This window comes from Streptomyces sp. HSG2, from assembly GCF_016598575.1.
In the GTDB taxonomy this organism is placed as follows: Bacteria; Actinomycetota; Actinomycetes; order Streptomycetales; family Streptomycetaceae; genus Streptomyces.
The window spans coordinates 1,079,265-1,102,794 of record NZ_CP066801.1 but is presented as its reverse complement, the minus strand read 5'-3'; the positions used below and the strand labels follow the sequence as shown (position 1 = coordinate 1,102,794).

Annotated in this window: 17 protein-coding genes and 2 pseudogenes; 12 read left to right on the top strand and 7 right to left on the bottom strand. The window is 68.8% G+C overall.

The genetic code is table 11. The annotated features are described in order from the left end of the window. The first annotated feature begins 113 nt into the window (after window positions 1-113). From JEK78_RS04305 to JEK78_RS04265, 9 genes are all read left to right on the top strand, one after another. Window positions 114-5,582 carry a HAMP domain-containing protein gene (locus JEK78_RS04305; protein WP_200262768.1) on the top strand — a complete coding sequence of 1,823 codons (5,469 nt, stop codon included), beginning with the start codon at window positions 114-116 and terminating at the stop codon, window positions 5,580-5,582. 219 nt (window positions 5,583-5,801) lie between these two features. After that, window positions 5,802-6,461, top strand: coding sequence for a response regulator (locus tag JEK78_RS04300; protein WP_200262767.1), 660 nt, complete (start codon window positions 5,802-5,804; stop codon window positions 6,459-6,461). A gap of 142 nt (window positions 6,462-6,603) precedes the next feature. Further along, window positions 6,604-9,330 (top strand): DNA translocase FtsK, encoded by a 2,727-nt coding sequence (locus tag JEK78_RS04295; protein ID WP_200262766.1) that lies wholly within the window; start codon window positions 6,604-6,606, stop codon window positions 9,328-9,330. Between the two features lie 260 nt (window positions 9,331-9,590). Next, window positions 9,591-10,436 carry a RodZ domain-containing protein gene (locus tag JEK78_RS04290; RefSeq protein WP_200262765.1) on the top strand — a complete coding sequence of 282 codons (846 nt, stop codon included), beginning with the start codon at window positions 9,591-9,593 and terminating at the stop codon, window positions 10,434-10,436. 132 nt (window positions 10,437-10,568) lie between these two features. Next, window positions 10,569-12,050 (top strand): 30S ribosomal protein S12 methylthiotransferase RimO, encoded by a 1,482-nt coding sequence (gene rimO, locus JEK78_RS04285; protein WP_200262764.1) that lies wholly within the window; start codon window positions 10,569-10,571, stop codon window positions 12,048-12,050. Beyond that, entirely contained in the window at window positions 12,047-12,949 is a 903-nt protein-coding gene (gene pgsA / locus JEK78_RS04280; protein ID WP_200262763.1) for a CDP-diacylglycerol--glycerol-3-phosphate 3-phosphatidyltransferase, read from the top strand. The genes rimO and pgsA overlap by 4 nt, the downstream gene beginning before the upstream one ends. Continuing rightward, on the top strand, window positions 12,946-13,491 hold the full coding sequence (locus tag JEK78_RS04275; RefSeq protein WP_200262762.1) for a CinA family protein: 546 nt from the start codon (window positions 12,946-12,948) through the stop codon (window positions 13,489-13,491). The genes pgsA and JEK78_RS04275 overlap by 4 nt, the downstream gene beginning before the upstream one ends. 109 nt (window positions 13,492-13,600) lie before the next feature. Next, on the top strand, window positions 13,601-13,981 hold the full coding sequence (locus JEK78_RS04270) for a helix-turn-helix transcriptional regulator (RefSeq protein WP_200262761.1): 381 nt from the start codon (window positions 13,601-13,603) through the stop codon (window positions 13,979-13,981). 175 nt (window positions 13,982-14,156) lie between these two features. Then, the gene (locus JEK78_RS04265; protein WP_200262760.1) at window positions 14,157-14,627 is read left to right on the top strand and encodes a DNA starvation/stationary phase protection protein; all 471 of its coding nucleotides are present in this window, start codon (window positions 14,157-14,159) and stop codon (window positions 14,625-14,627) included. Between the two features lie 328 nt (window positions 14,628-14,955). On the opposite strand, the gene JEK78_RS04260 is transcribed toward JEK78_RS04265, so the two are convergent. The 3 genes from JEK78_RS04260 to JEK78_RS04250 form a co-directional block, all read right to left on the bottom strand. After that, window positions 14,956-15,318, bottom strand: a complete 363-nt coding sequence (locus JEK78_RS04260; RefSeq protein WP_200262759.1) for a hypothetical protein — start codon at window positions 15,316-15,318, stop codon at window positions 14,956-14,958. A 46-nt stretch (window positions 15,319-15,364) separates the two neighbouring features. Next, complete coding sequence (locus tag JEK78_RS04255) at window positions 15,365-16,603, bottom strand: helix-turn-helix transcriptional regulator (RefSeq protein WP_200262758.1); 1,239 nt, start codon at window positions 16,601-16,603, stop codon at window positions 15,365-15,367. A 199-nt stretch (window positions 16,604-16,802) separates the two neighbouring features. Next, window positions 16,803-17,189, bottom strand: coding sequence for a cupin domain-containing protein (locus JEK78_RS04250; protein WP_242483260.1), 387 nt, complete (start codon window positions 17,187-17,189; stop codon window positions 16,803-16,805). Window positions 17,190-17,250: 61 nt separating this feature from the next. Here JEK78_RS04250 and JEK78_RS04245 point away from each other — a divergent pair, with 61 nt between their 5' ends. The 3 genes and pseudogenes from JEK78_RS04245 to JEK78_RS04240 all read left to right on the top strand — a co-directional run bounded on the left by JEK78_RS04245 (window position 17,251) and on the right by JEK78_RS04240 (window position 19,837). Further along, window positions 17,251-17,724: a MarR family transcriptional regulator gene (locus JEK78_RS04245; RefSeq protein ID WP_200263988.1), complete on the top strand. Its 474-nt coding sequence runs from the start codon at window positions 17,251-17,253 to the stop codon at window positions 17,722-17,724. Window positions 17,725-18,095: 371 nt separating this feature from the next. Further along, window positions 18,096-18,395 (top strand): annotated as a pseudogene (locus JEK78_RS23750) (transposase); the annotation flags it as partial. 191 nt (window positions 18,396-18,586) lie between these two features. Continuing rightward, window positions 18,587-19,837 (top strand): transposase, encoded by a 1,251-nt coding sequence (locus tag JEK78_RS04240; RefSeq protein ID WP_200262757.1) that lies wholly within the window; start codon window positions 18,587-18,589, stop codon window positions 19,835-19,837. Here JEK78_RS04240 and JEK78_RS04235 read toward each other — a convergent pair. From JEK78_RS04235 to JEK78_RS04220, 4 genes and pseudogenes are all read right to left on the bottom strand, one after another. Continuing rightward, a pseudogene (locus JEK78_RS04235) lies at window positions 19,819-20,592 on the bottom strand (transposase); the annotation flags it as partial. The gene JEK78_RS04240 and the pseudogene JEK78_RS04235 overlap by 19 nt on opposite strands. A gap of 177 nt (window positions 20,593-20,769) precedes the next feature. Further along, entirely contained in the window at window positions 20,770-20,964 is a 195-nt protein-coding gene (locus tag JEK78_RS04230; protein ID WP_200262756.1) for a hypothetical protein, read from the bottom strand. Window positions 20,965-21,091: 127 nt separating this feature from the next. Then, window positions 21,092-21,268 (bottom strand): hypothetical protein, encoded by a 177-nt coding sequence (locus tag JEK78_RS04225; RefSeq protein ID WP_200262755.1) that lies wholly within the window; start codon window positions 21,266-21,268, stop codon window positions 21,092-21,094. 411 nt (window positions 21,269-21,679) lie between these two features. Next, window positions 21,680-23,257, bottom strand: coding sequence for an MFS transporter (locus tag JEK78_RS04220; protein ID WP_200262754.1), 1,578 nt, complete (start codon window positions 23,255-23,257; stop codon window positions 21,680-21,682). Between the last annotated feature and the right edge of the window lie 273 nt (window positions 23,258-23,530).

The following is a 23,530-nucleotide window of genomic DNA, read 5'->3' as shown; positions in this document are numbered from 1 at the left end:
AGCGGCCCGCCGGATCAAGAGGGCCCGCGCAGTGGTACAGGTAGTACGCGGCGGTACGCCGGGCGGTGATGCCGGTCGACGCGGTGACGGTCGAACCCTGAGGGAGGGACACAGTGGAGTCTGGCGCAGGGGCGCGGGGCACGGAGACGCGTGCGAAGGGCAAGCCGTCGTCGAGTACCCGGGGAAGGCCTCGGGGCGGTACCACCACTGTGGACACGGTCGCCCTGAACCGGTTGCTGGCGGCTCTGCAGTCGATGCGGGACGGCAACTTCCGCAAGCGGCTCACGGTGTCGGGAGACGGGGTGATGTCGGAGATCGCCGCCGTCTTCAACGAGGTGGCCGACCGCAACCTGCACCTGACCGGCGAGCTGGCCCGGGTGCGGCGCATGGTCGGGCGTGAGGGCAGGCTCACGGAGCGTCTCGAGACCGGGGCGGCGGAGGGCGCCTGGGCGGTGGCCATCGACCACTCCAACGCGCTGGTCGACGATCTCGTGCGGCCGGTCTCCGAGGTGGGCCGCGTCCTCTCCGCCGTGGCCGACGGTGATCTGTCACCTCGGATGGAGCTGCGGACGGCGGCCCCGGACGGCGCGGGTCATCCGCTGCGGGGGGAGTTCCTGAAGGTCGGGCGGACCGTGAACAACCTCGTCGACCAGTTGTCGACGTTCACGGACGAGGTGACCCGTGTGGCGAGCGAGGTCGGCACCGAGGGCAAGCTCGGCGGTCAGGCCAGGGTGCGGGGGATGTCGGGCTCCTGGAAGGACCTCACGGACTCCGTCAACACGATGGCGTACCGGCTCACCGCACAGGTACGGGACATCGCGCTGGTGACCACGGCGGTGGCCAAGGGCGACCTGTCCCGCAAGGTGACGGTCCACGTGGCCGGCGAGATGCTGGAGTTGAAGAACACCGTCAACACCATGGTCGACCAGCTCTCCGCGTTCTCCTCGGAGGTGACCCGGGTAGCGCGTGAGGTGGGGACCGAGGGCGCGTTGGGCGGTCAGGCGCGGGTGCCGGGGGTCGCGGGGGTCTGGAAGGAGCTCACCGACTCCGTCAACACCATGGCGGGGAACCTCACCGCGCAGGTACGCGGGATCGCGGAGGTCACCACCGCCGTGGCCAACGGTGATCTGTCCCGCAAGGTCACGGTGCCGGCGCGTGGCGAGGTGGCGCGCCTCGCCGACACGATCAACCAGATGACCGAGACACTGCGCATCTTCGCGGACGAGGTCACCCGGGTGGCCAACGAGGTCGGCGCCGAGGGACGTCTCGGAGGTCAGGCCAACGTCCCAGGCGCGGCGGGTACCTGGAAGGACCTGACGGACTCGGTCAACACGGTGTTCCGCAACCTCACCACCCAGGTGCGCGACATCGCCGCGGTGACGACGGCGGTGGCCAACGGCGATCTGTCGCAGAAGGTCACGGTCGACGTGGCCGGCGAGATGCTGGAGTTGAAGAACACCGTCAACACCATGGTCGACCAGCTCTCCTCCTTCGGTGCCGAGGTGACCCGGGTGGCGCGGGAAGTCGGCGTCGAGGGCGAGTTGGGCGGTCAGGCGCAGGTGCCGGGCGCGGCGGGGACGTGGAAGGACCTGACCGACTCGGTCAACACGGCGTTCCGCAATCTCACCGGTCAGGTACGCAACATCGCGCAGGTGACGACGGCGGTGGCCAACGGTGATCTCTCGCAGAAGGTGACCGTGGACGTCTCCGGCGAGATGCTCCAGCTGAAGAACACCGTGAACACCATGGTCGACCAGTTGTCGAGCTTCGCCGACCAGGTCACTCGCATGGCCCGGGACGTGGGCACGGAGGGCCGGCTGGGCGGTCAGGCCCGCGTGGACGGGGTCTCGGGTACATGGAAGGAGTTGACCGACTCCGTCAACTCCATGGCCGGGAACCTGACGTCACAGGTGCGCAACATCGCGCAGGTGACGACCGCCGTGGCGCGGGGCGATCTGTCCCAGAAGATCGACGTCGACGCGCGCGGCGAGATCCTGGAACTGAAGAACACCATCAACACGATGGTGGATCAGTTGTCCTCGTTCGCCGAGCAGGTGACCCGGGTCGCGCGCGAAGTGGGGACCGAGGGGCGCCTCGGGGGCCAGGCGCAGGTCCCCGGCGTCGCGGGCGTCTGGCGGGATCTGACCGACTCGGTGAACGGCATGGCGGGGAACCTCACTGCTCAGGTCCGCAACATCGCGCAGGTCGCCACGGCGGTGGCCCGCGGTGATCTCTCCCAGAAGATCACGGTGGACGCGCGCGGGGAGATCCTGGAGCTGAAGAACACGCTGAACACGATGGTGGATCAGTTGTCCTCGTTCGCCCAGGAGGTGACGCGGGTCGCGCGCGAGGTGGGGACGGAGGGCATCCTGGGCGGCCAGGCCGAGGTGCAGGGCGTCTCCGGTACCTGGAAGGACCTGACCCAGTCCGTGAACGGGATGGCGAACAACCTGACCATGCAGGTCCGCAATATCGCCGAGGTCACCACCGCCGTCGCCAAGGGGGACCTCTCGAAGAAGATCACCGTCGATGCCAAGGGCGAGATCCTGGAGCTGGTCACGACCGTCAACACGATGGTGGATCAGTTGTCCTCGTTCGCCGAGCAGGTGACGCGGGTCGCGCGCGAGGTGGGGACGGAGGGCATCTTGGGTGGCCAGGCGCACGTCCCCGGTGTGGTCGGCATCTGGAAGGACCTCAGCGACAACGTCAACCTGATGGCCAAGAACCTCACCGTGCAGGTGCGGAACATCTCCCAGGTGGCCGCCGCCGTCGCCAACGGCGATCTGACCCGGACCGTGACGATCGAGGCCCGGGGTGAGGTGGCGCAGCTCGCGGACACCTTCAACACCATGGTGAAGACCCTCAGCTCCTTCGCGGAGCAGGTCACCAAGGTGGCCCGTGAAGTGGGAACGGACGGCATCCTCGGAGGTCAGGCGCATGTCCCGGGAGTGGCGGGCACGTGGAAGGACCTCACCGAGTCCGTGAACCAGATGGCGTCGAACCTCACCGGGCAGGTCCGCAACATCGCCATGGTGACGACGGCCATCGCCAAGGGCGACCTGACCAAGAAGATCGACATCGATGCCCGCGGGGAGATCCTGGAGCTGAAGACGACCATCAACACGATGGTGGATCAGTTGTCCTCCTTCGCCGAGGAGGTCACCAGGGTCGCGCGCGAGGTGGGGACCGAGGGCCAGCTCGGGGGGCAGGCTCGCGTCCGTGACGTCGACGGGACGTGGCGCGACCTGACCGAGTCGGTGAACGAGATGGCCGGCAACCTGACGCGGCAGGTCCGGGCCATCGCCCGAGTGGCCACCGCGGTGACCCGCGGCGACCTGAATCTGAAGATCGACGTGGATGCCTCGGGGGAGATCTCCGAACTTCAGGGCTACATCAACAAGATGATCGCCAACCTGCGTGACACCACGATCGCCAACAAGGAGCAGGACTGGCTCAAGGGCAACCTGGCTCGCATCTCCGCGCTGATGCAGGGGCGCCGGGACCTGCAGGACATCGCCTCATTGATCATGAGCGAGCTGACGCCGGTCGTCTCGGCCCAGCACGGCGCCTTCTTCCTCGCCCTGCCGCTCGTCGACGACAAGGAGCCCGCCGGAGGCGGCGAGGGCCAGTACGAACTCCGCATGCTCGGTTCCTACGGCTATTCGACAGGGTCCATGCCCACCTCGTTCCGTCCTGGGGAGGCGCTCGTCGGCACGGCGGCCGAGGAGAGGAGGACGATCCTGGTCGAGAACGCGCCGAGCGGCTACCTGAAGATCTCCTCCGGTCTCGGCGAGGCCCCACCCGCCCAGGTGATCGTCCTTCCCGTCCTCTTCGAGGGGCAGGTACTGGGGGTGATCGAGTTGGCCTCCTTCACCCCGTTCACGCAGATCCAGAGGGACTTCCTCAGCCAGATCGCGGAGATGATCGCGACCAGCGTCAACACCATCTCGGTCAACACCAAGACCGAGGTGCTCCTCGAACAGTCGCAGGAGCTCACCGAGCAGCTGCGGGAGCGCTCGGAGGAGCTTGAACTGCGGCAGAAGGCCCTGCAGGCCTCCAACGCCGAGCTGGAGGAGAAGGCGGAGTTGCTGGCCCAGCAGAACCGCGACATCGAGGTCAAGAACACCGAGATCGAGGAGGCCAGGCAGGTCCTGGAGGAGCGGGCCGAGCAACTCGCCGTCTCCATGCGCTACAAGAGCGAGTTCCTGGCCAACATGTCCCACGAGTTGCGGACCCCCTTGAACTCGCTCCTCATCCTGGCCAAGCTCCTGGCGGACAACGCCGAGGGCAATCTCTCGCCCAAGCAGGTGGAGTTCGCCGAGACCATTCACGGCGCGGGCTCCGACCTCCTTCAGCTGATCAACGACATCCTGGACCTGTCCAAGGTCGAGGCGGGCAAGATGGACGTCTCTCCGACCCGGATCGCTCTCGTCCAACTCGTCGACTACGTCGAGGCGACTTTCCGGCCCCTCACCGCGGAGAAGGGACTGGACCTGTCCGTGCGGGTCTCGCCCGAATTGCCCGCGACGTTGCACACCGACGAGCAGCGTCTGCTCCAGGTCTTGCGCAACCTGTTGTCCAACGCCGTGAAGTTCACGGATTCCGGGTCGGTCGAGCTGGTCATCCGGCCCATCCGGGACGAGGTTCCGCCCGCCATCAGGGAACAGTTGCTGGAAGCGGGTTCGCTGACCGATCCGGATGCCGAGATCATCGCCTTCTCGGTGACCGACACCGGCATCGGGATCGCGGCGAGCAAGATGCGGGTGATTTTCGAGGCGTTCAAGCAGGCCGACGGGACGACCAGCCGTAAATACGGTGGCACTGGCCTGGGGTTGTCGATCTCGCGAGAGATCGCGCAACTTCTCGGTGGTGAGATCCACGCGCAGAGCGAGCCGGGTCGCGGCTCCACCTTCACCCTCTATCTGCCGCTTCACCCCGCGGAGCTGCCGCCGCACGGATACGCCCAGCCGGTGCCCCCGAGGGAGGACGGCGCCTCGGAGGCCTCCTCCAGGGCCGAGGCGTCGACTCGGCCCGAGAGTGAGACCGGGCCGCCGGCGGAGGTGACCTCCTACCAGGAGGCCGTGAGCGGCCCCGCGGCTCTCTTCCGGGACCGACGGCAGGAGGCGTCGGCGTCTCCCGCCGTGCCGACACGATGGTCGGCCCCCGACGCGGAGGCCGACCCGGTGCCCCGAAGCGGCGTGCTCTTCGGGGGCCAGAAGGTATTGATCGTCGACGACGACATCCGCAACGTCTTCGCCCTCACCAGCGTGCTGGAACAGCACGGCCTCTCCGTGCTCTACGCGGAGAACGGGCGTGAGGGGATCGAGGTCCTGGAACAGCACGACGACGTCGCGGTGGTCCTGATGGACATCATGATGCCCGAGATGGACGGGTACGCCACGACGACCGCCATCCGTCGGATGCCGCAGTTCGCGGGACTGCCGATCATCGCGCTGACCGCGAAGGCCATGAAGGGGGACCGGGAGAAGGCGATCGAGTCGGGTGCCTCGGACTACGTCACCAAGCCGGTCGACCCGGATCACCTGCTGGCGGTGATGGAAGAGTGGACTCACCCTGCCTGACCCCGTGGCCCGGGAGGGGAACCAGCCGGGACGGAGCCGCGTTCCCGTATCGTGCGCAGTGACATCGCGGTGACAGGGTGTGGTGGCAGGCGGGGTGCGGCTACGATGACCGGCACGAGGACCGGCGGCGGAAGGGAGCCGTCCCCGGGGGTGGCGCCTGCCGCCGCCCCGGGTCCTGTGGACTGGGGAGGCCCCACGCCGGGGCGAGGAGGGCAGGCCATGGTGCAGAAGGCCAAGATCCTCCTGGTCGATGACCGGCCGGAGAATCTGCTGGCGCTGGAGGCGATCCTCTCCGCGCTCGATCAGACGCTGGTGCGGGCATCGTCAGGGGAAGAGGCGCTCAAGGCGCTGCTCACGGACGATTTCGCGGTCATCCTGCTGGATGTCCAGATGCCGGGGATGGACGGCTTCGAGACGGCCGCGCACATCAAGCGGCGGGAACGCACCCGGGACATCCCGATCATCTTCCTCACCGCCATCAACCATGGTCCGCACCACACCTTCCGCGGTTACGCGGCCGGAGCCGTGGACTACATCTCCAAGCCGTTCGACCCCTGGGTCCTGCGGGCGAAGGTCTCCGTCTTCGTCGAGTTGTACATGAAGAACTGCCAACTGCGGGAGCAGGCGGGGTTGCTTCGGTTGCAGTTGGACGCCGGAGGCAGGTCGGAGCGGCACGGGGCGGCGGAGCCGGCCGGATTGCTCGCGGAGCTCTCCGCCCGGCTGGCGGCCGTCGAGGAGCAGGCCGAGGCACTGTCCAAGCAGTTGGGCGGAGAGTCGTCGGATGCCGCGGTCGTGGCCACCGCGGCACACCTGGAACGCAAACTCACCGGTCTGCGGCGTGCGCTGGACGCCCTGGAGCCGGGCTCCCCCGGCGAGTAGCAGCCGCGGCGCCAACCGCGCGTGAACGGATGTCAGGTCATCCGTGCGCGGGGCGAGTTCGCGCCGGGCGGCGGCGGGACACGAGGGGGTGAAGCCGCCCGAGCGCGTGTTCACGGGCGCCTCCACCGGTAATCTCGCACCCATGGCCTCACGTCCCTCCTCAGCCAAGAAGCAGCCCGCGAAGAAGCCGGCTCGGTCGAAGGCTCCGGCGAGGAAGGCCGTCCCGAAGAAGCCCGCCGTCAAGCGAGCCCCGGCCGGAAGGCGGCCCGGTCGGAGGTCGTCGCCGCCTCCGACTTCTCGTCCCGGCGGCGTCCACCGCCTTCTTCGGGCCCTCTGGCTGGGACTCGGCCGCGCCGTCGGTGCCGTGCTGCGCGGGCTCGGAGAGGGGGCGCGCAACCTCGACCCCGCGCATCGGAAGGACGGCGTGGCTCTGCTGCTCTTCGCGGTCGCGTTGATCGTGGCCGCGGGAACCTGGGCCGATCTTCGCGGCCCCCTGGGCGACCTGGTGGAGATTCTCGTCACCGGTGCCTTCGGCCGACTCGATCTGATGCTCCCGATCCTCCTGGTGGTCGTGGCGATGCGGTTCGTCCGGCACCCGGAGAAACCCGAGGCCACCGGCCGCATCGTCATCGGTCTGTCGGCGCTGGTCGTCGGGGTTCTCGGGCAGGTGCACATCGCCGCGGGCTCGCCCGCTCGCATCGACGGCATACAAGCCATAAGGAACGCGGGGGGCCTGATCGGCTGGGCGGTGGCCACGCCGCTGTCGCACATGATGACCGACGTCCTGGCGGTGCCGATGCTGGTGCTGCTCACCGTCTTCGGACTGCTGGTGGTCACCGCCACACCGGTGAGCGCGATCCCGGAACGGTCGCGACAGTTGGGGGTTCGGCTCGGTCTTGTCAGGGAGCCGGACGACTCCGACTCCGAGCACCCGGTGTACGACGCCTCCGAGGAGGTGGCCACGGCGGCCCGTCCCGCGCCCGTGTCCCGTTCCGCGGCTGCGCCGGACACTCCGGCGCGACGACGGACGCGCCCCCGGCGGCCGGCCGTGCCGCAACCCGACGTGGGCCGTGCGAGCGATCCGGTGGACGTGGCGGCGGCCGCGGCCACCGACCTGGACGGCGCGGTGTTGCACGGGATGCCGCCCTCACGGCTGGTCGCCGACCTCACCCAGGGCGTCCACTCGGCCGATCGGGAGCACACTGCCCCCGCACCGGCACCCGCGCCGCCCCCCTCGCCCGCGCCGCCCACCCGACCGGGCCCGCCGGGGGCGGCGGGGTCTCCTCGCGGTGGCGGTCTCCGCGAGAGCGCCGAGGTCCCCGACCTCACCAAGTCCCCACCCGCGACGGAGCGCGATCTGCCACCCCGTGCGGAACAACTCCGCCTCTCCGGCGATGTCACCTACGCCCTGCCGCCGTTGGACCTCCTTGCCCGGGGTGGGCCCGGCAAGGCGCGCAGCGCGGCCAATGACGCCGTCGTCCGCGCGCTCACCACGGTGTTCAGCCAGTTCAAGGTCGACGCCCGGGTCACCGGTTTCACCCGGGGACCCACGGTGACGCGCTACGAGGTCGAACTCGGGCCCGCGGTGAAGGTCGAGCGCATCACCGCGCTCACCAAGAACGTCGCGTACGCGGTGGCGAGTCCGGACGTACGGATCATCAGCCCGATCCCCGGCAAGTCGGCAGTCGGGATCGAGATCCCCAACACCGACCGCGAGATGGTCAACGTCGGCGACGTCCTCCGCCTCGCCGAGTCCGCGGAGGACGACGATCCGATGTTGGTCGCCTTCGGGAAGGACGTCGAGGGCGGGTATGTGATGCACTCGCTGGCGAAGATGCCCCACCTGCTGGTCGCCGGGGCCACCGGCTCCGGCAAGTCGTCCTGCGTCAACTGTCTGATCACCTCTGTGATGATGCGTGCGACCCCCGAGGACGTGCGCATGATCCTCGTCGACCCCAAGCGCGTGGAGCTGACGGCCTACGAGGGCATCCCTCACCTGATCACGCCGATCATCACCAACCCCAAGCGGGCCGCGGAGGCGCTCCAGTGGGTCGTCCGAGAGATGGACCTGCGCTACGACGACCTCGCCGCCTACGGGTTCCGGCACATCGACGACTTCAACCGTGCCGTGCGCGAGGGCAGGGTGGAGCCGCCTCCGGGGAGCGAGCGCGAGCTGCGGCCCTACCCCTATCTCCTGGTGATCGTCGACGAGCTGGCCGATCTCATGATGGTCGCCCCACGTGACGTCGAGGACGCCATCGTGCGGATCACCCAGCTCGCGCGCGCGGCCGGCATCCACCTGGTGCTCGCCACCCAACGCCCTTCCGTCGACGTCGTGACCGGTCTGATCAAGGCGAACGTCCCCTCCCGTCTGGCCTTCGCCACATCCTCGCTCGCCGACTCCAGGGTCATCCTCGACCAGCCCGGCGCCGAGAAGCTCATCGGAAAGGGCGATGGGCTGTTCCTCCCCATGGGGGCGAACAAGCCGGTACGGATGCAGGGAGCGTATGTGACCGAGGAGGAGGTCGCCGAGGTCGTCCGGCACTGCAAGGAGCAGATGACCCCGGTCTTCCGAGACGACGTCGTGGTGGGAACCAAGCAGAAGAGGGAGATCGACGAGGACATCGGTGACGACCTCGATCTGTTGTGCCAGGCGGCGGAGTTGGTCGTGTCCACCCAGTTCGGCTCGACCTCCATGCTCCAGCGCAAGCTCCGGGTCGGGTTCGCCAAGGCCGGACGACTGATGGACCTCATGGAGTCGCGGAACGTGGTGGGACCCAGTGAGGGTTCCAAGGCGCGCGACGTCCTGGTGAAGCCCGAAGAGCTCGACGGTGTTCTCGCGCTGATCCGAGGAGAGTCCGAGGGGTAGGGACACGCGACCGGCCCGGGCGGCTCGTGGCCGGGGTCGGTCCGACCCGGGCGGGCCGGGACGGCGTGCGTGCGTCGCGCGCCACCAGGAACGCGCGCTCTACGCCCTGCCGAGCGGCTGGGGCGACCGCCGCTCCGCCATCGGTGTGTCGAACCCTTCCCCTGGCGTAGCGGGGTCGGTCGCCGGGTTGCTCCACCCGTTCGTACCACCCCTACACTGAAGCCTTAGCACAGGCGGCTACACGCTCGAAAGGCGCCCCCGTGTCCATCGACAACTCCCCTGAAGAAGAGCGCCCGTTCGACGGGGCGCCCCAGGACACTCCCGAGGAGTCCACTCCTACCGTCGGGGACGCGTTGAGGCGCGCGCGGGTGGACTCGGGACGGACCGTCGACGATCTCAGCGGTGCCACCCGTGTGCGTGTCGGCATCGTGCGGGCCATCGAGGCGGACGACTTCGCGTCGTGTGGCGGCGACGTGTACGCCCGCGGTCATATTCGCGCGCTGGCGCGCGCTCTCGGACTCGATCCCGAACCTTTGATCGAGCGCTTCGACGCCGACCGAGGGGGGCGTGCGCCGTCGACTCCGGCCACCTTGTTCGAGGCCGAGCGGATCCGACCCGAGAGACGCGGACCGAACTGGACGGCGGCCATGGTCGCGGCGATCGTCGGCTTGGTCGGCTTCGTCGGTTTCACGATCGTCAAGGACGGCGACGACGGGAGCGAGGGGAATCTGGCGGGCGGCGGCACGCCCGCGTCCACCGAGTCCTCCACCCCTCGATCGGAGGAGTCGACGCCGGCGGGCCCGCGCCCGGAACCGACGGACAGCGTGATCGCGGCGGCACCTCTGGACAAGGTGACCGTTCGGGTCGGCGCGGTGGAACGACGCAGCTGGATCTCGGCCAAGGACCACAGCGGCAAGGTGCTCTTCGACGGCCTGCTCGAAGAGGGTGAGATCAAGACCTTCCAGGACGATTCCGAGATCAACCTGGTTCTCGGCGACGCCGGAGCCGTCCAGCTCCATGTGAACGGCAAGAAGATCGAAGGCGATTTCCAGCCCGGAGCGGTGGAGCGATTGACATACACCACGGGTGATCCCCAGGACGGCTAGGGGCGGTGCGGCTCTCCGGGCGTCGCGGACCGGAGGCGGAACCCGACCGCCCGCGCGGTGAGAGGCCGGGCGAGCGGGGCGGCCAACCCCCGTCGACGTGGGTCGTCCGCGGGACGAAGTAGTCTTGAGCCCATGCCTGAACGCCGTACCGTCGCACTGGTCACCCTGGGTTGTGCCCGTAACGAGGTGGACTCCGAAGAGCTCGCGGGTCGTCTGGAGACGGACGGCTGGCAGCTCGTGGGGAGTGCCCAGGACGCCGATGTCGCCGTGGTCAACACCTGCGGATTCGTCGAGGCCGCCAAGAAGGACTCCGTGGACGCCCTTTTGGAGGCCAACGACCTCAAGGGCCACGGCAGAACCCAGGCCGTCGTGGCCGTGGGCTGCATGGCCGAGCGATACGGCAAGGAACTCGCCGAAGCCCTGCCGGAGGCCGACGGCGTGCTCGGCTTCGACGACTACGCGGACATCTCCGACCGGCTGCGGACCATTCTCGGCGGCGGAGTTCACGCCGCGCACACCCCTCGCGACCGGCGCAAGCTGTTGCCGATCAGCCCTGCGGAGAGGCAGCACGCGGGTTCGTCCGTGGGCCTCCCCGGACATGGGACGACCGTTCCCGAGGATCTTCCCGAGGGCGTCGCGCCGATCTCCGGACCCCGGGCTCCGCTCCGTCGGCGACTGGACGGTTCTCCCGTGGCGTCGGTGAAACTGGCCTCCGGGTGCGATCGGCGGTGCTCGTTCTGCGCCATTCCCTCCTTCCGCGGATCGTTCATCTCCCGGCGCCCCTCGGACGTGCTGGGGGAGACGCGGTGGCTCGCGGAGCAGGGAGTCAAGGAGGTCATGTTGGTCTCCGAGAACAACACCTCCTACGGCAAGGACCTCGGCGACATCCGGCTCTTGGAGACCCTGCTTCCCGAGTTGGCCGCGGTCGACGGAATCGAACGAATTCGCGTCAGCTATCTCCAGCCGGCCGAGATGCGTCCGGGGCTCGTCGAGGTGCTGACCTCCACCCCCAAGGTCGCCCCCTATTTTGATCTGTCCTTCCAGCACAGCGCGCCGGGTGTGCTGCGGGCCATGCGTCGCTTCGGGGACACCGAGCGCTTCCTGGAGTTGCTGGAGACCGTGCGAGCCAAGGCACCCGAGGCCGGCGTGCGCTCCAATTTCATCGTGGGGTTCCCTGGCGAGTCGGAGACCGATCTCGCGGAACTGGAACGTTTCCTGAGCCGGGCCAGGCTGGACGCCATCGGTGTCTTCGGGTACTCCGACGAGGAGGGGACGGAGGCGGCGGGCTACCGGGACAAGCTCCCCGCCGAGGTCGTCGCCGACCGGTTGGCTCGCGTGTCCCGGCTCGCGGAAGAACTCGTCGGCCAGCGGGCCGAGGAGCGTGTGGGATCGACCGTCAGCGTCCTGGTCGAGTCCGTCGAAGGCCCCGACGGTGTGCTCGGTCGAGCGGCGCACCAGGCGCCGGAGACGGACGGCCAAGTGCTCCTCACGAGCAGCGAGGGCCTGAGTGCCGGTCTTATGGTCGACGCGAGGGTGGTGAGTACGGAGGGCGTCGACCTCGTGGCGGAGCCGCTGCGTGGGCCGCTCCCGCGGATCGAGGAGGCGGGCAGATGACCGGAATCCCGGCGTCCGCGGGGGGTGGCTCCCCGGCGCGGAACGTCGCCCCCCGTGCCGCGACCAGTGCCGAGGCGGCGGCTCGTCGCGCGGGCGGTGGACCGGCCTCGCCCGCTTCACCCGAGACCGGCACGCCGGGCGAGTCCCGCGCGCGGCGAGGGGCGGAGACAGGGAGGAACGACGATCGCACGGGCGGTCGGCGTCGGTGGTCGGCGAGGGACCCGGCTGCCGAGGCCGGCGGCGACACGGGCGGACCCTCGGACGGTTCCCGACCGCCACGGAGCGCCAAGATCACTGCCGCCGCGGTGAACCAGACGAGCGTGTGGAACATCGCCAACCTGCTGACGATGCTCAGGCTCATGCTGGTCCCCGCCTTCGTGGCGCTGATGCTCGCCGAGGGTGGGTACGATCCGGCCTGGCGCGCCTTCGCCTGGGCCGCGTTCGCGGTGGCGATGATCACCGATCTCTTCGATGGCCACCTCGCGCGCGCCTACGACCTGGTCACGGATTTCGGAAAGATCGCCGACCCCATCGCCGACAAGGCGATCATGGGTGCGGCGTTGGTCTGCCTCTCCTTCCTGGACGAGTTGCCGTGGTGGGTGACGGGAGTGATCCTCGGTCGGGAGCTGGGCGTCACTCTGTTGCGCTTCGTCGTCATCAGATACGGCGTGATCCCGGCGAGCCGGGGCGGAAAGCTGAAGACGCTCACCCAGGGAGTGGCGGTCGGCATGTACGTCCTGGCGCTGACCGGCCCATTGGCCACACTTCGGTTCTGGGTGATGGCGGTGGCGGTCGTCCTCACCGTCGCCACGGGACTGGACTACGTGAAACAGGCCATTGTGCTGCGGGGGCGGGGAATCGCCGAGTCCCGGGCGGTCGAAGGGCGCGCCGAAACGTGAGCTGTCCGGCCTCCGACGTGGTTCGACTACTCAAGGTGACGCGGCGGACGCTCGCCATCGCGGAGTCGCTGACCGGTGGCCTGGTGGCGGCGGAGATCACCTCGGTGCCCGGTGCCTCCGAGGTGTTCCGAGGCTCCGTCACCGCCTACGCCACCGAGCTCAAGCACCGTCTGCTGGGCGTGGACGCCACGCTTCTGGCCGAGCGGGGAGCAGTGGACGCGCAGGTGGCGGTCGAGATGGCGGCGGGTGTGCGGGCCCTGCTCGGCGCCGACTGGGGTCTGGCGACGACCGGTGTGGCCGGCCCCGAGCCACAGGACGGCATGTCCGTGGGCACGGTCTTCATCGCCGTGACCGGACCGGCGACGGCCGTTTCGGCCGCCGCGGCCGGCGGAAAAGTGCGGGCACTGCGGTTGAACGGCGAGCGCGCGGACATTCGTAAGGAGAGTGTACGGAGCGTACTCGGCCTGCTCCTGCGAGAACTCTCGGGCGAACGTCCCGGGAACAGGCGGGCGCAGGATACGGAACAACACGGGGGGTTTTGATGTTTGCAGCCCTGAGTGAACACGACATCGCTCCCCGCACGGCCGCGACGCTAGGCGGTACGGTGGGGCGTGGAGGATGCGGTTACGCGGTCCGAGGAGGGAGCCACCGATGATTCTGCTCCGTCGCCTGTTGGGTGACGTGCTGCGTCGGCAGCGCCAGCGCCAGGGCCGTACTCTGCGTGAAGTCTCCTCGTCCGCTCGAGTTTCACTCGGCTACCTCTCCGAGGTGGAGCGGGGCCAGAAGGAGGCGTCCTCCGAGCTGCTCTCCGCGATCTGCGACGCGCTGGATGTCCGCATGTCCGAGCTGATGCGGGAAGTGAGTGACGAGCTCGCTCTCGCCGAGTTGGCGAGGTCTGCCGCCGCCACCCCGAGCGAGACCGTGCCCACGCCTGTCCGGCCGATGTTGGGCTCCGTTTCCGTCGCCGGGGTGCCGCCGGAGCGGGTGACGATCAAGGCGCCTGCCGAAGCCGTGGACGTCGTGGCCGCCTGAGTGTGTCCCGCGGAGGCTTCGACGACGGCTCCACGCCGCCAAATCGTGGGCGAGGCCACCGATCCCCGAAGGGCCAGTGGCGCTGGGTGACACCGCGTGCGCCGTCCGTTTGCCTGACTCCCAGTCCACGGCCATGGTGGGAGGAGCAGACGGGGGCGATTCGACGGAGGCACGGATGTACGTCGTGAAGAGCCCGCTGTCCGACGCGAACCTTCGGGTGGTGTCCGAGGCCCTCCAAGGGGCACTGGTGGACCTGGTCGACCTCGCTCTGGTCGCCAAGCAGATCCACTGGAACGTGGTGGGGCCTCGGTTCCGCACGGTTCACCTGCAACTGGACGAGGTCGTGGCCACCGCACGTGCCTACTCCGACGCGGTGGCCGAACGCGCCGCCGCGCTGGGTGTGCCGCCGGACGGCCGGGCGGCGACCGTCGCCGTCGGGAGTGGGATCGGGGTGACTCCGGAGGGCTGGATCGAGGACGGCACCGCCGTGGGCGCGGTCGTCGAAGCCCTTGGTGCGGTGATCACCCGGATGCGGGGGCGGATCACCGCGACAGGAGACCCGGACCCAGTGACACAGGACATTTTCGTGCAGGTCACCGCCGCGCTCGAAAAGCATCACTGGATGTTCCAGGCCGAGAACGGTTGAGCAGGCCGGAGGGGGTCCACGCTTGTAACCTGGGAAGTCGCCCGTATCTACGTGGGTCGCCACGTCTCGTGGTGGGACGACGTCGGTCGGAGAATCCCTGGCGATCGAGACCCCACCGGAACGATTCCGGAACGCCCGACCACCTGCCGACTGACTGAGACATCCCCTCACGACCGCCCGGAATCCGACGCCGACACCCCCGGCCGACCCTCACGATCGCAGCCACCCCGGCACCGGTACACCGTCGCCCCCGCACCCGACGCAGCATGAATCACATGCCGCTCCGCCTCCCCCTCCACCACCCGACCGCATCGCGCACACCGGACCCTCACCGCATACCGTCCCGCACGACCCGGTACAGACCCACCAGCAGCCCACACCTGCCGCCCCCAGCACACTCCGCGCACCCGGCAGGGTGGTCCAGGAGCGCCCGATGGGCCTTGACGGGCACACAGGCGGGGCAGGAACGCGGCCACCAGCGCAGGCCGCCCGTGACCCGCTCGCCGAGATTCACCGCCGTGGCGATGGTCAACTCGGCCTGGCACCACACGCACGAGGTGCCGGGGCGCTGAGCGTCGGCGATACCGTCAGGGTCGGGCAGGGGCAGGGTGCGCAGGATGCTGGGTGGATGCTGGGTGTCGGGGGTGGCGGACATGCTCGGGGCCTCCACGGGCTCGGTGATCTGACTCACGCCGCGCCCCCACGCACCGGGCAGGGGCAGGAATCCTGCCCACCCCTCACACCCCCAGCTTCACCGCCAGTTCCGACGCCCGACGCCGCCGCTCCGGCCGCCGCGCCTCCGTCTCCTCCAACACGATCCGCCGCGCGTACCCGTTGTACCGAATCGTCTCCGGCGCCGCCTCGTGCGCCTTGTCGAGCGTCGCGAGAGCCGTATCCGGCTGCCCATCGAGCTGGTACGCACGAGCCTCCTCGATGCGATGCCGAGCCCGCCGAGGCCGCGACCGGATCACCGACCTGTCCGTGCGGGTCGCCTGCCTCACGGACTCGCCCCCCTGATGCAGCTCGACCGCCACCGTCACCGCGTGCGCGCCCATGATGGCGCGACCGAAACTCGTCACCGGATGGAAATAGCCCGCCGGCAGCTTCCTCGCCACCTCGTCCGCCTTGTCCCACCAGCCCCACGCCGAGCCCGTCTCACCACGGCGGGCCGCCGTGTACCCGGCCTCGAACCGTAACGCCCCCGCCACAGCGAGCACATCGTCGCCAGCGTCGGGCAGCAGCGGCTCGAGGTAGCGCAGGGCACCCAGCGTGACCGCGTCCGCCGCCCCGAAGTGCGCCGGCCCGCTGTCCCGGTGAGCCTGCGCGCTCAGCCACGCCGCCACCCCGATGGCATGAGGATCCTCCGACTCCTGAGCACACACCATGCCCCGCTCGGCGACCTGCCACAGCAGCGCACTGTCGGGCTGATAGGCCACGAAGAACTGACTGAGGGAGTACACCTCCGACAGCAGGGCCTGCGCGGCGCGCCGCTCGGCGCCGGTGTCGGCCTGGCGGACGGCGAGCTGGGCGTCACGGATCAGGTCCGGCAACAACGCGCCGACGACCTCGCGGTGGTTCGGCGCCTCGTGCCGGGCCTCCCACGCCCCGTCCAGGCGGTGCCGCAGGTGCATGGCGGGCGGAGCCTCCCGGTCGTGGCCGGCCGGGAAGACATCCACGGCGGCCTTGACCGCCGCCAGCCTCGGATGCCCAGGCCCGATGAACAGCTCCGCGGCCATCGTCTGATCGCCCGTGAGGTCGGCGAGGTCCCGGACACGCAGCAGTTCGGCGATACGCAGGATCATGGGGAGCCTCGGTGGCTGGATCACGCCCGACTCCACCTGCTTCACCCAGGATGGCGACCGGTCCAGGAGACCGGCCAGGACGGTCCGGGTACCTCGACGCTGGCGGTGGATCTGCATCCGCAGACCGAATGCGAGCGGAGTGGTGTACGGGTCGGGGGTGGCATCAGACGGCACGGTCTCGCCCCTACTCTGATCAGCTCTTCACTGACCAGAGTAGGGGGCGGGGCTTAGTCGGATTGGTCGGGTCGTGCTCGACGTCTGGTGCTTCCGGCCTCGCAGTCACGTACGGACGGCGACACAGGGCCCGGAGAGGCGAACAGCCCGACCAGAACCATCGGGGGTTGGCCTGGTCGGGCTGTTCCGTCGGGAATGGTCACTCGGCCCACGGGAGCGGGATCTTGTCCTCGCTGCCGGGCATCATCGCCTTGCCGCCGACGACCATGGCGACCAGTGCCTCCGCCGGGCCGCCCACGGCCTTCAGCTGTCGCACCGCCCCGGCGGGCACGATGATGGCCTGACCGGCCTTGGCCTGACCGGTCTTGCCCTCCACCTCGACCTCGAACTCGCCCGACAGGGGCATCCACACCTGTTCGCGGTCGATGATGTGTACCGGCGTGACCGAGTCCGCTCCCAGCTCCACCCGCCACGTGCTGACCTCGGCGCTCCCCTGACTGGGGGCCGCCAGGCCGAACATCGAACCGGCGGGGGTCTTGGTCGTCCGCTGCTCGCTCTCGCTGACCACGTTCATGGCGTCTCTCATATAAAGTAACTTTACTTGCTGCGAGTAAAGCCACTTTACATCGATGTGTCAAGATGAACCGATGGAGACCCACGACCCACTCGAGCGAACCGAGCTCACCTTCTTGCTCGGGATGGCCTTCCAGCTGGTCCTCTCCGAGTTCGTGAGCCGCCTTGACGCCGCGGGCTATGCCGACCTGCGCCCTATGCACGGCCTGGTCTTCCAGGTGCTGCACGGTTCCGGCGCGACCAGCAGTGAGCTGGCTGAGGAACTCGGGGTCACCAAGCAGGCTGCTGGCCAGATCATCGACGACCTGGAGAAGCGGGGCTACGTGGAACGCCAGCCACATCCCGCTGGAGGTCGGCGCAAGCTCGTCGTTCTGACCGACAAGGCTCTGAGGCACCTCGCCGTGGCCGGGCGGATCCTGCACGAGCTGGAGACACAACTGGCCAAACAGCTCCACGAGGTCGGTCGACAGGTCCCGCGGGCTGAACTCGCAGCCATCATCCGCACTTTGGCTGGCGACTCGATCCCGCCGTTGCGCCCCGTCTGGTGAAGCAGCACGGTGGCGCGGTGACCAGGCGCGGCCACGGCGACCGCAGCAGGTGAAGCGGGACGACTATGCATCGAGCGCTTCCTGCTTCCAGAAGCGAGCGATCCCCCTTTCAGGGCGATCTCATGCGTCCAGCGTGATGGGCCCGTCCGGGATCCATCCCCCGACGTAGCCAGCCATCAGCTTGAAATTTAACCTTTGTTAGCTTTCATCCTGTTTCGTTCGGTGATGCTCTCGGGGCGTCTGGTCGTTTTGCCCACGTCATGGACTCTGTTGCGCATTTTGCTGCGGGGTGCTCGTCGGGTCGGGGATGATCGTTCCGTTGGGTCCTGCCGGGTTGTTGCGGGGCCCGGGGAGGACGGTGCTCGGTGTCGATGCGGCCGCAGGGGTTACCAGAGGTTCCGGAGTTGACGGCGGCGGTGGCCGCGGTGGTGTTCCCGGACGGCTCGCTGGCGATGCGGGTTCGGGAGGAGTTGGCGGGGGTGTTCGCGGACGAGCCGTTCGCGGAGGCGTTCGGTGCGCGCGGGCCGGCGGGATTGTCGCCGGGGATGCTGGCGCTGGTCACGGTGTTGCAGTTCGCGGAGAACCTGACCGACCGGCAGGCCGCGGAGGCGGTGCGTGAGCGCCTGTCGTGGAAGTACGCGCTGGGACTGGAGTTGACCGACACCGGTTTCGACTTCACGGTGCTGGCGAGGTTCCGGGCTCGGCTGGTCGAGCACGGCATGGAGCGCTTGGTCTTCGACCGGCTGCTGGAGCACTGCCGCGGCAAGGGCCTGGTCGGCGCGGGCGGGAAACAGCGCACGGACTCCACGCACGTGATCAGTGCGGTGCGGGACCTGAACCGTCTGGAGCTGGCCGGGAGAGCGTGCGCGCGGTGCTGGAGGCGCTGGCCGGTGCGGCGCCGTCCTGGCTGGCGGGCCGGTTCGGGGCTGAGCGGGTCGCCGAGTGGGAGCTGCGGTATGCGGCCCGCGTGGATTCCTGGCGGCTGCCGTCGTCGAAGACCAGGCGGGACCGGCTCGCCGAGGTCTACGGGCAGGACGCGCTCGTGCTGCTGCGCGCCGTGCGCGAGCCGGATGCCCCCGCTTGGCTGCGCGAAGTGGAGCCGGTGGAGTTGCTGCGGCGGATCTTCGTGCAGACCTACCACGTCACCTGCAACGCCCGGGGACGGGAGGTGGTCAGGAAGCGGGAGGCCGACAGTGACGGCGTCCCGCCCGGACAACTGCGGCTCGCCTCGCCCTACGACGCGGATGCCCGCTGGTCGGCGAAGGGAGACGAGCTGTTCTGGTGCGGCTACAAGGTCCACCTCACCGAGACCTGCGACAACGACAACGGCACTGACGGTGCGGGCGGCACTGACGGAACCGCTCCCGCCGCGGCCGGCGCCCCGCACCTGATCACGGACGTGGCCACCACCGCCTCGACCGCGCCGGACGTGACTGCCACCGCCGCCATCCAGCACCGCCTGGCCGAACGCCAGGTCAAGCCGGGCGAGCACTACCTCGACTCCGGCTACCCCTCCGCCGACCTCGTCACCGACGCGGCCCGCGACGGCATCACCATGATCACCCCGCTCCTCGGCGACCACTCCCGCCAGGCACGGGAGGCCGAGGGCTTCGACAAGGCCGCGTTCCGGATCGACTGGAACACCCGCCAGGTGACCTGCCCCGAGGGCAGCACCAGCACCGGCTGGTATCCCGTGCAACAGCACGGCCGCGACGCCATCGTGATCGCCTTCGCCGGCGGTGACTGCCGCCCCTGCCCCTCCCGCGAGCGGTGCACCGCTGCCGTCCGCGGCAATCGCATGCTCACCCTGCGGCCCCGCGAGGTCCACGAGCACGTCACCGCCGCCCGCGCCGAGCAGAAGAGCGACACCTGGCAGGCCAAGTACGCCCTGCGTGCAGGTGTCGAGGGCACCATCAACCAGGCCCTCGACGTCACCGGGATGCGCCGGGCCCGCTACCGCGGCCTGCCCAAGGTCACCCTCCAACACGCCTTCTCCGCCACCGCGATCAACATCATCCGGCTCGACGCCCACTGGGCCAGCCGCCAGCCCCACCGCACCAGACGATCCTGGACAAGCCGCCTGTCCCGCCTCGTCTACCAACTCGCCGCGTAGCACCAGCCAAAATGCGCAACAGAGTCGTCATGACGGGTGGCCGGGTGTCGGTTCTTCGAGCCAACTGGTCTCCCTGGTCCTGGCGTTGATGGTTTCGGCGCGCGGGCCGGGCAGTGCAGGTGCGGGCGGAGGTTGCGAAACCCCCGGCGGACGCGGGCCGGGGTGAGCCGGGACGGCGCGACTGGCTTCTCCCAGGGGCGGCGGAGGTCGGCGGCGGCCTCGCGCAGGAGCCGGAGCTGAGTGTGGGCGGCGATCACGATCCAGGTCCAGCGGTCTGCGGCCTGGGGAGTCCGTAGTTTCGGGCGGGTCCAGCCGAGTGTCTGTTTGATCATCCGGAAGGTGTGTTCCAGGTCGAAGCGGCGAAGGAACACCTGCCATCGCAGGTCAACGTCCGCGCCGGTCATGCCGGTCTTCGAGGACCACAGCCAGACCGGGAGGGGGTCCTGGCCGCCGGGCAGGTGGTCGACGGAGAGACGGATCTGGGTGCCCTCGATGACGGGGAGTTCGCCGGTGTGGTCGATCCAGGCGGAGCGGGTGGTCAGCTTGGGGTGGAGGCGGTCCCAGGCCATGGCCGTCGCGGTGCCGTAGCGGTCGGTGACCTGCACCGTCTCCGCGTCGGGCTCGCCCCGGGTCTCGGGCTTGGCGAAGCGGAACTCCTTGCCGTGCTTCGGCGGCCTCCCGCCCTGGGGATAGGTCTGGGCGTACTCCTTGAGGGACGGGGTCGGGCGGCGCATCACCCGGTCCGTGCGCATCCGCCGGCGTCGGCCTTGAACTCGGGCGAGTAGACCCTCATCACCATAAATGACTCCTTCTGGCCGGTCCCCTGCGGGGCCGGATCGAAGGTGTCCACCTACAGGGGGGGAAGCGCCGTCACCGAGACTTCGAACCAGGCCTGGCCCGCACTTCGACAGCCCCGGGCCCGCGACCTGTGCTCAACCGCCGGCGTTCTTGCCCATGACGATGGCTCCCCACATCGCACCGGTCAGGGCCGCGGCCGCGACCAGGCTTGCCGCCAGCGCCCACAGGACCGCCTGGCCGGACTCGACGTTCAATTCACCTTGGTTTGCTTCGTCGAGTGTCCCCAGACCTTCGGTCAGAGCCTCGACTTTCTCTTCAAGCCTGTACATCTCTCGATTCCAATCTCGGTCGGAGTCTGTGCAAACTGCGTTCCCTGTGTGACCGTTGCTGTTGACTGTGGAGAGCTCGTGGACGTGCGTCCCCTTGGGCAGGCGGAAACCTGCGAACTCGAAACCCTCAAGTGCATGCCGCGTAGTACGCTATGGCGCCGGACCACGTCACCGCTATGATGGTCCAAGCTATGCTGGCAGGGGTCGCCGCTATAGCGAACTGCTCGGCCCCTACCTCGCCCTTGTCGTCCTCTCTCAATTGAGTGAACCTAGGGTCACTGAGGTCGATGTCGGTGAAATCCATCTCCGCCTCCCAATGTCGGGTTTGCGTGTTTCGTTCGTGGCATAACCATAGGAGAGTTCTGGCGGCGGGTCGTCCCCCGTGTGGACTTCTCGACAGGGTGACCTCGCTTCCGCTGACGGCGGGAAGCGAGGTCACCCGGCGAGTGCCCCGACCACTCTGACGCGGGCGTCCGCTGTGCCGCGGCACGGTGCGGCGGCCGGCCCACGCTCGCCGCGTACCCGAGGCCGTTCTGGACTGCGACGGTCACGAAATCGCTTCCTCCGCCCGCGCGGAGACATCGACCGACCCGCGCCATCTCGAATCGTGTCCCCTCTACACCGCAGGCGACCTCGGTGGACGGTTGGCGCCCATGCCGGTGTTCTGGTGCCCGCTGGGGCACGGAGCGGCGTCCTGGACGCCCTTGGCTCTTGGTCAACGGCTCGGTGGGTGCTGTGCGCGAGTGCCGACGATGAACGAGGCGGACACCAGGGCCAGTAGGCCCGCGGACACTCCGAGGGCGAGCTGGCTGCCCTGGATGAAGTCGCCCTCGGCGGCGGCCACGGCGGCATCGCGGACGTGGGTCGGAAGGCGGTGCGTCGGCCCGGGGCCGAGGGCGATTCCCGATGCGATGGCATGTGGGTTCGCCGCCCCGATGATCTCTTCGACAGCCGAGCCTCTGAGAGACGAGTCGGGGATCGTGTCGCGCAGGGCACCGTCGAGGGTCGTTCCCAGCCAGACGGCCAGGGTGGTCCCCACCACTGCGTAGCCGAGAGTGGAGCCGACCGCTCGCTGGGTGTTCATGATTCCGGCCGCCATCCCGGCGCGGTGCGGGGGCACGGCCGTCATGGCGAACGAGGCGATGGAGGTCAACAGGCAGGCGGACCCCAATCCGGCCAGGAGAAGACCTGCCAGTACCACTGCCGGGGCCGTGGACATGCCGACGGCGACGATGAGGAGACCGGCGAACAGTGCTACTTGCCCGGACAGCACGAGCGGCCGGTTCCCGAAGCGGCTCACGAGACGCCCGACGAACGGGGAGCCCAGCACGATGCCCCCGACGAACGGCAGGGTGAAGAGTCCTGCCTGAATCGGAGGATAGGCGCGAATGTTACGGAAGTATTGGGTGATGATGAGCAGCAGGCCATAGGTGCAGAAGAACTGAACCAGAATTGTCGCCATGGACAGTGAGTAGACGCGGTCCCGGAAAAGGCTCACGTCCAGCATCGGGCTGTCCCTGGTGTTCTCGTGCCTCGCGAAGAGAGCGAAGCTGAAAGCGCTCAAGGCGAACAGGGAGATGATCGTCGGAGAGCTCCACCCTGCTTTCTGTCCCTGGATGAGGGCGTAGGTCAGCGAGCCGATGGCGAGCGCGAACAAGATCTGTCCCCACCAGTCCAGACTCTGGATTCCACGTTCTCGGGACTCCGCCAGGTAGTGGGGCGACAAGAAGAGGAGCACTGCGACGACCGGAATGCTCAGCAGGAAGACGCTGCGCCATCCGAGGAACTCGACGAGAACTCCGCCGAGGGGTGGGCCGACGGCTGTCCCCAGACTGGCGATCCCGGTCCAGATCCCGATGGCTCTGGCCCGCTCGCCCGGACTTCGAAAGGCGTTGCTGACCAAGGCCAGCGATGTGACGATGACCCCCGCCGCAGCGATGCCCTGGAGTCCGCGGGCCGCCATCATCATGGCCAGAGTCGTGGCAAGTCCCGCGCTCAGGAAGCCCACGCCGAGAAGGAGAAGGGACGCCATGAAGACGCGCTTGCGTCCGAATCGGTCGGCGAGAGCGGCTGCGAACATGGTGAAGGCGGCGAGTCCGAGGCTGTAGATACTGGCCAACCACTGCAGGCCGGATTCGCCCGCGCTGAACTCTCTTTGAATATTGGGCAGTGCGGTGTTCAGCATCAGCACGTCCAGGTAGACCGTCAACATGCCGAAAGCGGTGACGATCAGAGTGGCGCGTTCTCTCTTGGTCCAGCGAGAGGCGCGCGGAGTATTTCTGACCCGGATCATGCTCGAAGAGTACAGTACGAGGTGCTCGCCCGGACGTGAACTCCTGATATTATTGGCGCATTTGGCTTGCGCTCGATTGTGTGAATCGGAGTGCGGCGCGCTCTGTATGGGGACATTCGGAGAGTCCGCGTTCCTTCGGTCCGGTCGACCGGTATCCGCGCTCACACGTGTCGCCGATTCCCGTCGTCGACGGCGAAGCGCGGGGTGGATCGCCGTGCTTGTCGAGCAGTCCCCTCGTGACGACCTGTCGGCGGTCACGCTAGGTGGCCCTTC